This window comes from Bradyrhizobium sp. CCBAU 45384, from assembly GCF_028128665.1.
GTDB lineage: Bacteria > Pseudomonadota > Alphaproteobacteria > Rhizobiales > Xanthobacteraceae > Bradyrhizobium > Bradyrhizobium manausense.
The window spans coordinates 129430-142308 of sequence record NZ_LBIZ01000105.1 but is presented as its reverse complement, the minus strand read 5'-3'; the positions used below and the strand labels follow the sequence as shown (position 1 = coordinate 142308).

The window sequence follows — 12879 nt, the reverse complement described above, 5'->3', positions numbered from 1 at the left end:
GGACTTTCGCCGCGCCCCACCCAGAGGCTTCTTGGCGGGCTTCTTCTGCGCCGCCGTGTCGGCCGCAGCGCCGCCCATGCTCTTCCGCAGCGCGTCCATCAGATCGACAACGTTCTCGCCCTCCGGCCGCTGGGTCGGATGACCTTTCCGGCGCGTTTTTGTTGATGAGTTCGACGAGCGCGCTCTCGTAGTGATCCTCGAACTTCTCCGGATCGAAGCGCCCCGCCTTCTGGTTCACGATGTGCTTGGCGAGATCGAGCATGTCCTTGGTGACCTTCACGTCCTGGATCTCGTCTACTCCTGCTCGCTCCTGACCTCGTACGGATAGCGCAGCAGCGTGCCGATCAGCCCCTTGTCGCGGGCCTCGAGCGCGATGATATGCTCGCGGTTGGTCAGCACTAGCCGAAGTCTCCGCTGCGGGCGCAGAGCTCTCCGTCCGCATCTCGCCAGGCTTCGCTTCCATGAGCTCGAGCAATGCGCGGCCCTTCTCGGTGATCCGCCAGCCGCCATTCAGACGCTCGACTAGACCTTGCCAGAAGATGTCGAGAGTGGGCACGCGAGCCGCAAGGCGCTTTGTCCGCTCGGCCCAGTCGCGCCCGCTCGTCGCCAGAATCGCCATATCGGGCTTGAGGTCCGCCATGACGGCGATCCCGTAGGGATAGCTCACCAGGATCTTGAGCACAGTGACCTGGAAGTTCACTCCCGCCCTCCTCTGCCTATCGCGGGCTTCGACAATGATCAGACCGGGCACCGCATCAAGTACCTGAAGGTCGACGCCGACACTGGCGACGAGTTGCCCAACGAGGACATCGTCAAGGGCTACGAGCTCGACAAGGGGCAGTACATCGAGGTGACCAAAGAGGAGCTCGAGGAGATCGCGCTCGAGTCCACGCGCACCATCGAGATCGACGAGTTCGTCGACAAGACCGACATCGACCCGCGCTACCTGATCCGGCCGTACTACATCCGGCCAGACGGCAAGGTCGGCCACGACGCCTTCGCGGTGATCCGCGAGACCATCCGCGAGATGGACAAGGTCGCCATCGGCTGCCGCAGGCGTGGGCAGCCGGCTCGGCGTTTCTTTTCCTGCAAGCGATCTTGGGCCTTCAGCCCAACGCGGCAGAAGAACGGCTATACGTGGACCCTGTGCTGCCGGATTGGTTGCCCGATATCACACTCGCAGATCTTAGAATCGGGAAGCTACGGTTCGACATTCATTTTCGCCGAGAGGGAGAGGTGACACGCTGGGATGTTCTTGGAGGCGACGAGCCATCTCGTGTCGTAGGCCGAAGCTTTAGGACCGACCGATATCTGCACCCGAATGAGCAGCGCCCCTCTCGATCGGGTTAGCAGCATTCGGGACGGTTAGAGCGTCCGGTGCGTTGAGTGCGAACGTCCTCGACCCCCGTCAACGTTCTTGGCCGGAGCGAGATGAGGCTCCGATCAAGACCGGAGCGATTCGGCCGCTCACGACGCGCGCTCTCCGTTATAGAGCTGGCAAGCGTTCCAACTCCTTCGCTCAACTTCGGGACGAGGTGTCTCTAGCGGGTTCTTTTGATCATTCCTCTGGATTCAACTGCCTTCGATATTCCCGCGCGATCGTGTCGAAGCAGGTACAGGAGACCCGCTGCAATGCCCGGGAATCGAGGATACTGACGAGGCCACGTGAGCTGTGGATCAATCCATCTTTCTCAAGCACCTCGAGACATTCGGTCACGCTGGCGCGTCGAACACCCAGCAGATGACTCAACACCTCGTGGGTGAGCGGCAACTTGTCGTCCTCAAGTGCGTTGCTGGCCACAAGCAGCCACCGCGCCAACCGTTGCTTGAGGGAATGAACGGCATTGCAGACGCCCGACTGCGACGTCTGCAGCAGCACCACGTCGATATATCTGAGAAGGATCCGCTTGAGGTTGGGGAGCTCCGGCAACATGGAAAGAAACTCGCGCGCAGACATCCGTAGCGCGGTTCCGGACACTTGCACGACGCGGCGATGAGGAGGACTTTGATCGATCTCCGTCAAGACCAGGGGAGCACCGATCATCCCCTCGGAGCCGATGAGCCAGGCCTCGACAAATCGATCGTGCTCGACCCGCGCCGAGACGGACACCAACCCGCGCTCCAGGAAGTACACGTATTCCATAGGCAACCGCCAATGATGCAGGATCTGGCGCGGGAGAATCCGCACCGCTTCAGATCTCGAGAGGACCGCCGAAAGCTCATTTTGCGGGATGAGGCGCAGAAGTCTGTTACGCACCGGAACCACATGAACTGGATTTTGACTTCCGGCTTCCATCATCTCTAACGGTTTCCCTGACGAACGACGGGAGTCCAAACAGGGACGGGCTCTCCCAAGTTCCTCGCCGCGAGGTGCGTATGATCGCGTCCAAAGTAGAGCGGTACTGAAATACCCAAGATGGATCATCGCATCATCCGGTTGCGCAACGTCTTGAAGCTCATTTGGGAAACCGCTGATGGCATCAGGGTGCATTGCGGGATCAAGAATCTCTCACGCAAGCCAGGGCCACGTCGACGCCAAACGCAGTTGGACGCCAAGATCGTCGATTTCGTCGCTGCCGCCGGGGCCGCCGGGGCTGACCTCCGAAGCATCCAGCCGGTCGTTCTCTCCGACCGGAGTGCGCCGCGCGATGTCAGCGCAATCCGCCGCCGCGGAATTCGAGAGCCGGCAGAAAGGGAAACTCGCGCCCCCCGGTACAGGGCGGACTGTCAATGCGACGGAGGATCAAGCCATGGCCTCATGCCCTTCGCCCCTGTTCGACGCTTGTTCGCCGAAGCGGAGGGCCGTGCGCACCAGCGCAATATGACTGAGCGCCTGAGGAAAGTTGCCGGCAAGCCGTTCTGCACGTACATCGTATTCTTCCGACAGCAAGCCGAGATCGTTTGCCGCATCGAGAAGCCGTCCAAAGGTCCTCTCCGCCTCGCCCCTCCTGCCCTGCATCAGTTGACAGTCAGCAAGCCAGCCGCTGCAAGCCAGGAAAGCGGCTTCCCTGGCCTCGTGCCTAGGTCCCCAGCGGTGAACATAACCGTCGTGAACCAGCTCGCGCTCGATCGTGGCGACGGTCTTGCAAATGCGTGCATCCGTCACCGGTAGGAAGCCGACAAGGGGGAGATTCAGCAGGCTCGCATCGACCTTATCGCTGCCGTAGAACGCGACAAACGTGCCGAGCGATGGATCGAACGCGCGATCGCAGATTTCGCGATGCATCCTGTCTCTCAGCGCGCGCATCCGATCGATTTGGCCCTGGTCCGACTGAGAATGGAGGTCTTGGCGCCTGGCGAAACGATCAACGGCCGCCCAGGCGGAGACCTTCGAATAGGTGTAGTGACGTGGTTTTCCCCTGAGCTCCCAGAGCCCATGATCCGGAAGGTCCCAAACCCGCTCGACGTGTTCGACCATGGACGTGATCAGCGCGATCTCCCGCTCGGAAGGGCTGATCCCTGCCTTGGCGGCGGCGGAAACGGAATCCACCAGCTCCCCATAGACGTCGAGCTGGAATTGAGAGGCGGCCGCGTTGCCGATGCGGACCGGTTCAGCCCAATTGAATCCCGGCAGCCAGGATGCAACCCATTCCTCAAGACGTCTTGAACCGTCGACGCGGTACATGATCCGCATCTTGTCCGGCTCGCCGCCCGCCGCTCTGAGAAGCCAGTCACGAAAGGACTTGGCTTCCTCATGGTAGCCGGCGTCCAGAAGAGCGCTCAGAGTGAAGGTCGCGTCGCGAAGCCAGCAATAGCGGTAGTCCCAATTCATGTCGCCCGCCATGGCCTCCGGAAGAGAAGTCGTCGGTGCGGCGATGATGCCGCCGGAGGGGCGGAAGATCATGGCTTTCAAGGTAAGAAGAGAGCGCCGAACTGCCTCCTGCCATTTCGTCTTAATCCGGAACTGTTCGATCCAGGAGCGCCAATATTGCTGAGTTGCGGACAGACTGCTTTTCGCTCCCAACGGGGGCGGCGGATCGGCGGTGGAGAGACCGTATCGCAGGCAGAAATCGACCTGCTCTCCCTCCTTGATCTCCAGCTCCGCCATGACGATGGAGCCCTCCCGTCGGAGTAGGGTTGGCGAATGCAGGACGACCAGGTCCGGTCCCACGAAAGCGACCGCGCGCTCACCTTGGACCTCGAGCGCGGGCCTCAATGATCCGTAGTCGAAGCGAAGGTCCAGCTCGCTTCGGACCTGCACCTTTCCTCGAAGGCCCTGGATCACTCTCACGACGGCGCAAGCCCCGTCGTGGACCGGCATGAAATCGACGAGTCTGATGGACCCCGAAGACGTCTCGAGCTCGGTCTCAAGGACCAGGGTATTGGCCTGGTAGCGGCGATGGATGCAACGATAGGACGTGCTCGGCGCCACCTTCCAGCGGCCATGCGCGGAGGTTCCCAACAGGGCGGCGAAGCACGCATCGGAATCGAATCGAGGCCAACACAGCCAGTCGATCGAACCGCTGCGATCGACGAGCGCCGTCGTCTGGCCGTCTCCGATCAGCCCGTAGTCTTCGATGAACCGAGGCACGATCAGCGCGCCTCGAACCGGCCGGTGCGCCGCTGCTCCGCACGCACTGCCGCCCGACTGCCACCGGGCCAGGCCCAGACAAGAAGCAGTCCCAGCACGGTACCACCCAAAAGGGTGACGGCGTACGGTGCCCAACGGTCGAGCGTACCGGGCGAGATAGGTACGGTTGTCCCGGATTCGGCGCTGAAACTGCCGCGGGTGCGGTGAAGCGAATGCACCGGCTCGTACAGATTGTCGATCCGATCGGGACCGATCGGATCGTCGGTCTGCTGGCCTCCGATGCAGACCTTCGCGAGATATCTATCTAGGAAGCTCGGCATGACCATGTTGCCCAGAATGACCTTCACGGTGCTCAACCCGATCCAGTACTCCCGGGCGGGCTTGCATACGGCCTCGAACACGGCGTCTGCGATAACCTCGGGCTCGACCACCGGGGCGACCGGCCGCGGAGCTCGCGCCATGTGCGCTCTCGCCCAGTCGAATTGCGGGGTGTTGACCGCGGGCAGTTGGAGCATGGTGAGATTGATCCGGCTCCGTTCGTGGATCAGTTCGCTGCGGAGGGAGTCCGTGAAACCTCTGATCGCATGTTTTGCTCCGCAGTAGGCTGATTGCAAAGGGATGCCCCGGTAGGACAGCGCCGACCCGATCTGAATGATCGATCCTCGATTGGCCGGCCGCATGTGACGTAGGGCGGCCATCGTGCCGTGAACGAACCCGAGGTAGGTGACCTCGGTCACGCGTCGGAATTCGTCCGCAGTGATTTTCCAAGTGGGGGAAAACACGGTCACCATGGCGTCGTTTACCCATACGTCGATGTGCCCGAAAGTTGCTGCCACTCGGTCGGCCGCGGTGAATACTGCAGCGGCGTCTGCCACATCCAAGGCCAGGACGATGGCGGTCCCTCCGAGCTTTTCGATCTCGTCCCGCACGTCCTCGAGAGCTGCCGCGTCGCGGGCCACGAGCCCCATGGAGAACCCAGCGCGGGCGAATCGATGCGCGATCGCACGTCCGACACCTGCGGAGGCCCCCGTTATCACGACCACCTTGCTTGGCTTCACCGGCAAGTCGTTCATGGCTTCGCTCCTTGGCCGATGTCCTCGAGCGCGGGAAAGGCAATGGTCGTGAGCAGCGCCATTCCCGGTTGTCGGGAGTCGAGCCTCGTATGTTGAACGATGACGGGGACATTGGCCTCGATGAGAGAGGCGTAGCTTGTGTCCCGGGGCACCGGAGCGGGATCGTCGAGATCGTTGAAGCGCATATGGAGAGTGCGTCTGGCAGGCACGGTCACCAGATACGGACCGACGGGCTCGCGGGTCTCGAAGAACAAGGTGATCTTCACCTCGGCATCCCGATCGCCCGTGTTCAGAAAGCATGCCGCTTCGTGGGAGACGAGATCATGGGCGTCGCTGACGCTGTCGCTGGGAATGTAACCTTCCGGGATGGCCCAGACCGTGCAGCCGATAACTCGCATGTCAGTTCTCCAACCTGATCAGCGCCAGTCCGCTTTGAGGATCCTTTCTCTTGCGCAGATGTGCAGGGCTCTCCTCGATGATGATCTCGAGCGTTGGGCGAACCAGGCCCGATCCCAAGTGTCCGGCCAAGGCCGTCCCGTCCCGCCGGCCGACCACCAGATGAACGTGAACGGAAGGCTCGCCCGAGGGATCCAGGACGACGTCACCGATCAGAGAAGCCACCTCGACCTGCTCTCCCACGTGGTTGCTCAAGTATTCCCTTCGTTCCCAGTCGAAGTATTTCAGGACGACCTCGCCGAAGGCGCCGATCCCGGTGATCTGCGCGGCCGATAGTCTTTGCTCTTTCGCGAAGGCGGACAGGCGCTCCATCGCCTCTTCGCCGGTCTCGAGCACCACGGCTAAGGTGCGCTGGCCTCCGCTTTCATTCAGAACTTTGTGTCTCATTTGCATTCCTCTTTCCGTTGCAGGAGACATTCGAGTCGCGCCAGAGCCGGATCTCTCCTTGACGCGCCAGAACGCGAATGCGGTCCGCGGTCCTGCACGCGATCGCCTGAATCGTCAGCGACGGGTTGGCGCCTCCGACCGTCGGAAACACCGAGCCATCACAGATCCACAAGTTCGGAATGTCCCAGCTGCGACAGTCCGCATCGACGACGCTGGTCCGGGCATCGTTCCCCATGCGCGCCGTGCCATTGAGATGACAGGTATCGTCGTCCTGGATCCAGATGTCGCTTGCGTCGACTGCCTCCAGCGCGCAGCTCATGAACTTGAGGGAGTGATCGATCAGACGCTTGTCGTTGTCGCACCAGGAATATGTGACGCGGGGAATTCGCAAGCCATACTGGTCGACCTCGTCGGCCAGGGTCACCCGATTGGATTCCTGAGGCAGCATCTCGCCGACGATCTTGAGGCCGACGACGTGATTGTAGTCTTTCATGGCCTCGACCAGGCTCTCGCCCCATAGGCCGCGAGCGCTGAACAGCGTGTTCGCCCAGAGCTGCGGTAGCGGGCCCTGGCTCATGTAGGAATAGCCGCCGAAGAAATCCTTACCCTTGTCTTCGTAGTTCCAGTGCTCGGTGATGGCGAGAGACGGCGGCCCTTTATAGGAGCGAACCTCGTGCTCCAGCCGGCCCCATACCGCCTGATTGGACTGCGCCATCAGGTTCTTTCCGACCAGGCCCGAGCTGTTGGCGAGGCCGTCCGGAAAGCGAGACGTCGCGGAATTCAGAAGAAGCCGCGGCGTTTCGATGGCATAGCCCGCGACGACGACGTTGCGTGCGCGCTGAAAGCGCCACGCGCCGTCCCGATGATAGTGAACTCCGGACACGAGCCCTGACGGCTCGACTTCGACGCGACCGACCATCGCGAGATCCCGGATTTCAGCGCCTGCGGCGATCGCACGCGGAATCCATGTGACCAGCGCGCTCTGCTTGGCGTTGGTCGAACAGCCGGTGACGCAGAAGCCGCGATAGACGCAAGGATGGGCCAGACCTCGCGGCGCCGACAGCGTCGCAAGCGGCGTCTCGGTCCATTTGATGCCCAGCGCTTCGCAACCCTTGGCCAGGGCTCGCGCCGCGCCGTTCAAGGGATGGGCGCGATAAGGGTAGCGCGGACGCGGCGGTCCCCAGGGATAGGTCACGGGTCCGGAGATCTTCAGAGCCTGCTCGACTTCGGTGTAGTAGTCCCACATGTCGCGCCAATCGAGTGGCCAGTCGGCGCCGTAGCCGAGCAGGGTGCGCGACTTGAACCATTCGGGACGGAAGCGCAGCGAGACCATTGCGAAGTGCACCGTCGAGCCGCCCACCGCCTTGCCGCTGTTATTGCTGCCGAGCTGCAGCGGATTGGCGCCGTCGACGATACGATCATCGGTCCAGTAGAGCTTGGTCTGCTCGGATTCGTCGGAGGCGAAATCCTCGAGCGGCCTGAAATAAGGGCCGGCGTCGAACGCAACGACCGAGAAGCCGTATTCGGCCAGCTTGCAGGCGAGCGTACCGCCGCCTGCGCCCGTGCCGACGATGGCGAAATCGACCGGCTCGCTCTCGCGGTATTGCCGCATCGGCATCCAGCCGCCCGGACGGAACACGTCGGGGGCCCGGCCATCGCACGCGCGGGGCACATGCAGGGGATCATCGGACACGGCGATTGCTCCGGCGTGCTGCAGCATCATTGCCGTCTTTCGCCTCGGCGGCTTCCCAGGGGTCGCGCTCGTCCATATCGAGGCGCACGTAGCCGCGTGGACTGGCAGGACCGCCCCAGCCGATCTCGCTCCACGCCGTCGGGTGAGCGTAATAGGCGAGCACGATGTCCCGTCCCATGCGATGCCTAAAGAAGGCGTCGCAGTGCAAGCTGCCCCATTCGGCCGCTTTCAATTCACCGCTTTGCGCGGCGCGGAGCAGCTTGTCCTGCAGGCCCTCTGGCAACGCTGCAAAGCGCTCGCCATACGCGGCCGAGGCCTCCGCATTCAGCGCCTTGAGGCCCAGCCGCCATGCATCACCGTCTCGGGGCACGCCGGGCCGGCGAAAGCCGTCCATGATCTGCGCGTCCAGCTTGCGATCGACCAGCGCGGCGATCGGCACCGGCGGACGATCGGGCGGCTGCGGAACGATGCGATCTGCGATCGCCACGACGGTGTCGTATTCGTCGCGCGTGAAGAAGCGCGGCTCGGGCACGATCGACAGCCGCCGCGTGATGACCTCGCGCGTCTTGTCGTTCCACGATGGTCCCGACCATTTGGCGAGCACCTCATATTCGGGATAGCGGTCGCGACGTTCATGCATCGGGATGCGCCCTCATGAGACCGAGTGCGGCAAGGCCGGCCAATGCGAGGCCGGCGAAGCTCGGCGGCGCAGGGATCGGCGGTCCGTTCAAGATGTTCTGGCTCCAGTTGCGCCAGCCGCCCATGTTTCGCGACACGCCGTACGCGTGGAAGCCGACACCGGCCGCGCCCATGGCCGTCAGCACACGCATCCACCACCGGGTGAAGCGATGCGTCCTGCCGGAGCCGCCCCCGGCCACCGACAGCAGCAGCGCTGCGCCGATCGGCGGCAGCGTCACCGGGAGAAGCATAAAAGGATTGTGATAGGCTCCGCGGAAATGCAGCAGGCCGGCCTCACCGGTCGTGCCGAGCAGGCCTGCGCTCGCAACGGCGGCGATCGTGCGTCCCGCCGGCAGCCCGAAGATGCGCGGCCGCGTTCGCCTCGCTTCCCGCACCCGTTCTGAACAGAAGCCGAGCAGCCCGGAGAGCAGGATCGCCATCGGCGCGCCGATCGGCGCGCCGTAAAACAGGTTCTGCCAGCTGAAGCCGCCCACGCGCTTGCCGACGTTGTAGAGATGGAATCCCGAGCCGACCAGCCCCGTCGCGGCCGCCAGCAAATAGGTCGCGTCGCGGGCCTCGTGGGCGAGCGGACGCATGTCGGCGGTGCCGTGGAGGCTCATCGCCAGGGTCAGCGCCGAAACGGCAAGGGGGGTGTACATCGCCTTGTTCTTGAAAGAGCCGCGGTAATGCTCGACGCTGGAATCGGCGAGCACGGAGGCGGCGAGCGTTCCCGCAGCCCGGTTGAGCTCCCGCGCGGTTTTGACTGTGGCTGCGCGGCCCGCACGCATGCGACGCGGCGCGAGGCGCGAGCCGGACCTGCGAGCCGCCGCGGTTGCCGAAAGCAGCGAGACAAGCGCCACGCCGGATGTAGCGATCCCGGCCAGAGCAAGCAGATCGCGTTCCGCCGGTTGCCTCATGCTGCCTCCGATACGGCATACGCGGCGGCATCGTCGCGCTTGAACACCAGGCCGTTTCCCGCCGCCGTCAGATCGGGTGCGATCCGGCCATCGCGCGGCTGCGGCGTGCCGTCGAAAAACATGCGCTCGATCCGGACATGGTCGTGAAACCATTCGAGATGGCGCATTCGCGGCGCGGCACAGGCGACAGAGAGATGCAGCGCCGGCGCGCAATGACCGGAGAGGTCGACGTGAAAGGCATCGCAGAGCGCCGCAATCCCGAGAAAGCCGGTGACGCCGCCGCACCGCGTCGCGTCCGCCTGCTGCACGTCGACAGCACCGGCCGCAAGCATGGTGCGCACATAATCGGCAGTATAGGCATATTCGCCGGCCGCCACGTCCATTCCATCGGGTGTGTGCTGCCGCACCATGGCCAGGCCGGGCAGATCGTCGGACGATACGGGCTCTTCGAACCAGCTGACGTCCTGTTCGCTGAAGATGTCCGCCAGCCTGATCGCTTGCCTGGGGGTGCAGGCGCCGTTGGCATCGACGAACAGGGCCGCATCGCCAATCGCGCGCCTGGCCACCGCGACGCGATGCGGATCCCGCTCCGGCTCGGAGCCGATCTTCATCTTGACGTAAGCGCAGCCGTCCTTCGCGACCCAGCCGCCGAGCTGCTGCTCCAGCTCGTCGTCGGAGTAAGTGGTGAAGCCGCCGCTGCCATAGATTGGAATCGAGGTGCGGCGCGCGCCCAGAGCAACGACGAGCGGCAGATCGAGCAGACGCGCCTTGAGGTCATGCAGGGCAGTGTCGACCGCTGAGATGGCCGTCGCAGCCAAGCCCTCACGCCCGAGGTTGCGGACCGCCCGCTGCATCGCTTCGAAACAGGCCTGCGGCGCGAGCGCGTCCTTGCCCGCGATCACCGCGGCGAGCTTGTCGCGGATCAGTCCCGAGATGCAGGCACCGCCATAGGTGTAGCCGAGGCCGACCCGTCCACCACCCTCGACCTCGACAAGCACGAGGGTGGTGGAATTCCAAGCTATGGTTCCGTCCGCCTCGGGGCGATCAGTCGGCACCGTGTACGCCTGCGCGCGCACGCTCCGGATTGGGACCTCGCACAGCATCAGTCTTTTCCCGGCAGAACACTCGTCAGCAGCTCCTTGGCGCTGTTCTTCAGCACGCTCCCCAATTCCGGCTCGGATGGGATCATGCTGACGAAGTTCTTGGCGTCCTTCAGAGTAATGTGCGGGGGGAGCGGTGGCACGTTGGGGTCGGTATAGGCCTCGAGGATGACTGGCCGATCGGCCGCGAGCGCCTCGTCCCACGCCGCACCGACGCGATCAGGATTGTCGACGAAGATGCCTTTCAGGCCGAGCAGCTCGGCGTAGCGGTGATAGGGGAAATCCGGAATGCTCTGGGTCGACTCGGTCTTTCCGGCGCCGAGCATGATGCGCTCTTCCCAAGTCACCTGATTGAGATCGCGGTTATTGAGCACCAGCACGATCAGCCGCGGGTTCGACCAGCGTTTCCAGTATTTGGAAATGGTGATCATGACGTTGAGGCCGTTCATCTGCATCGCGCCGTCGCCCATGCAGGCGATCACGGTGCGCTCAGGGTAGGCCATCTTTCCTGCAAGCGCGTAAGGTGTGCCGGCGCCGAGAGAGGCAAGACCGCCCGACAGCGACGCTTTCATGCCGCGCCGCATTCTGAGATCGCGCGCGTACCAATTGGCGACCGAGCCGGAATCGGCGGTGATGATGGCGTTATCAGGCAGCCGCGGCGACAACTCCCAGAACACCCGCTGCGGATTGAGTGGTTCGGCCGAGTTCATCGCTCGTGCCTTCAGCGTGTCCCACCAATCGGCCATGCCCTTCTCGATATCGCGGCGCCAGGACGACTCCTTCTTCTGCGTGAGCAGCGGCAGCAGCGCGCGCAACGTCGTTGCGCTGTCACCGACCATGTTGACCTCCATCGGATAGCGCAGGCTGAGCCGGCTGCCGTCGATGTCGATCTGCACGCCGCGCGCATCGCCCGGCTTGGGCAGAAACTCGCTGTAGGGGAAGGCGGAGCCCACCATCAAGAACGTGTCGCAGTTCTTCATGAGATCCCAGCTTGGACGCGTTCCCAGCAGCCCGATCGAGCCGGTGACAAACGGCAGGTCGTCCGGCACGGCGGCCTTGCCGAGCAGCGCCTTGGCGACGCCCGCCTGCACGCGCTGGGCAACTTCGATCACCTCGTCCGTCGCATCAAGCGCGCCGGCACCGACGAGCATGGCAACCTTGCTGCCGGCGTTGAGAACGTCGGCCGCGGCTCGAAGCGTGGCCTCGTCCGGCAGCTTTGCCGGTCCGGCATAACCGACGCCGGTGTGGGTCGCACCGTGGGCCAGCGGCGGATCCTTGTAGTCGAGCTCCTGCAGATCGTTGGGCAAGATCACGCAGGTGACGGCGCGCTTGGTGTGCGCAATGCGGACCGCCCGGTCGATCAAATGGCGGACCTGCTCGGGAACACTTGCCATCGCGACGTATTCGGTCACACCCTGGAACAAGGTCTGGAGGTCAACCTCCTGCTGATAGCTCGCGCCGATTGCGCTGCGCGCCTGCTGACCGACCAGCGCAACGACGGGAACGTGATCCATGTTGGCGTCGTAAAGTCCGTTGAGCAGGTGAATCGCGCCAGGGCCTGATGTCGCGTAGCAAAGGCCGACTTCGCCAGTGAACTTGGCGTGGGCCGAGGCCATGAAGGCCGCCATCTCCTCATGGCGAACCTGGACGTAGTCCATTTTGTCCTTGGCCTTTTCGAGGGCGACATCGAGACCGCCAACGCCGTCGCCGGGATAACCATAGACGCGCTTCAAACCCCATTCGGACAGGCGATGCCAGACATATTCGCTGATGTTCATTGGATAATCTCGATGATGGCGCCGAAAGCGGCGAAACTGACATGAGGAGCCAACGTGCACTCTCCGCAAACGTTGCAGGCTTACCGCTTATTAAGGTCGCTCAGAGCAGGAAATCGCCGCTGCATTGTACGTTAGCGGACGGACCGAATCGCTCGCGGCGCGGACAACTTCCTGGGTCCGGAGAAGTCGGACGTGCGACGGTCTGACGCTCGGGCTACGCAACGCCCAATCGGAACGCAACTCCATGACTGCTCGTTCACCGGCAC

The 12879-nt window shown here is 63.4% G+C and carries 10 protein-coding genes and 3 pseudogenes; 1 reads left to right on the top strand and 12 read right to left on the bottom strand.

Annotated elements, in window-relative coordinates; translation table 11 throughout:
- Positions 1–24 precede the first annotated feature (24 nt).
- Positions 25–405, bottom strand: a pseudogene (locus tag XH80_RS16475) (Ku protein); the annotation flags it as partial.
- A 39-nt stretch (positions 406–444) separates the two neighbouring features.
- Positions 445–700, bottom strand: a pseudogene (locus XH80_RS16470) (hypothetical protein); the annotation flags it as partial.
- 33 nt (positions 701–733) lie between these two features.
- Between XH80_RS16470 and XH80_RS16465 the strand changes: the two are divergent.
- Positions 734–1048 (top strand): annotated as a pseudogene (locus XH80_RS16465) (Ku protein); the annotation flags it as partial.
- Positions 1049–1558: 510 nt separating this feature from the next.
- On the opposite strand, the gene XH80_RS16460 reads toward XH80_RS16465, so the two are convergent.
- From XH80_RS16460 to XH80_RS16415, 10 genes are all read right to left on the bottom strand, one after another.
- Positions 1559–2299, bottom strand: a complete 741-nt coding sequence (locus XH80_RS16460; RefSeq protein WP_271599468.1) for a Crp/Fnr family transcriptional regulator — start codon at positions 2297–2299, stop codon at positions 1559–1561.
- Positions 2300–2743: 444 nt separating this feature from the next.
- Positions 2744–4531: a glycoside hydrolase family 15 protein gene (locus tag XH80_RS16455; protein WP_271599467.1), complete on the bottom strand. Its 1788-nt coding sequence runs from the start codon at positions 4529–4531 to the stop codon at positions 2744–2746.
- A 2-nt stretch (positions 4532–4533) separates the two neighbouring features.
- A complete protein-coding gene (locus XH80_RS16450) occupies positions 4534–5595 on the bottom strand; it encodes an SDR family oxidoreductase (RefSeq protein WP_271599511.1) in 1062 nt (353 codons plus the stop codon).
- Between the two features lie 5 nt (positions 5596–5600).
- Positions 5601–6002, bottom strand: coding sequence for a sensory rhodopsin transducer (locus XH80_RS16445; RefSeq protein ID WP_271599466.1), 402 nt, complete (start codon positions 6000–6002; stop codon positions 5601–5603).
- A gap of 1 nt (position 6003) precedes the next feature.
- On the bottom strand, positions 6004–6453 hold the full coding sequence (locus tag XH80_RS16440) for a PPC domain-containing DNA-binding protein (protein WP_333968766.1): 450 nt from the start codon (positions 6451–6453) through the stop codon (positions 6004–6006).
- On the bottom strand, positions 6425–8140 hold the full coding sequence (locus XH80_RS16435) for a GMC family oxidoreductase (RefSeq protein ID WP_271599465.1): 1716 nt from the start codon (positions 8138–8140) through the stop codon (positions 6425–6427). Before XH80_RS16435 ends, XH80_RS16440 begins: the two co-directional genes overlap by 29 nt.
- Entirely contained in the window at positions 8130–8780 is a 651-nt protein-coding gene (locus XH80_RS16430) for a gluconate 2-dehydrogenase subunit 3 family protein (RefSeq protein WP_271599464.1), read from the bottom strand. Before XH80_RS16430 ends, XH80_RS16435 begins: the two co-directional genes overlap by 11 nt.
- Positions 8773–9735, bottom strand: coding sequence for a hypothetical protein (locus tag XH80_RS16425; RefSeq protein WP_271599463.1), 963 nt, complete (start codon positions 9733–9735; stop codon positions 8773–8775). The genes XH80_RS16430 and XH80_RS16425 overlap by 8 nt, the downstream gene beginning before the upstream one ends.
- A complete protein-coding gene (locus XH80_RS16420; RefSeq protein ID WP_271599462.1) occupies positions 9732–10838 on the bottom strand; it encodes an enolase C-terminal domain-like protein in 1107 nt (368 codons plus the stop codon). Before XH80_RS16420 ends, XH80_RS16425 begins: the two co-directional genes overlap by 4 nt.
- On the bottom strand, positions 10838–12613 hold the full coding sequence (locus XH80_RS16415; RefSeq protein WP_271599461.1) for a thiamine pyrophosphate-requiring protein: 1776 nt from the start codon (positions 12611–12613) through the stop codon (positions 10838–10840). The genes XH80_RS16420 and XH80_RS16415 overlap by 1 nt, the downstream gene beginning before the upstream one ends.
- Between the last annotated feature and the right edge of the window lie 266 nt (positions 12614–12879).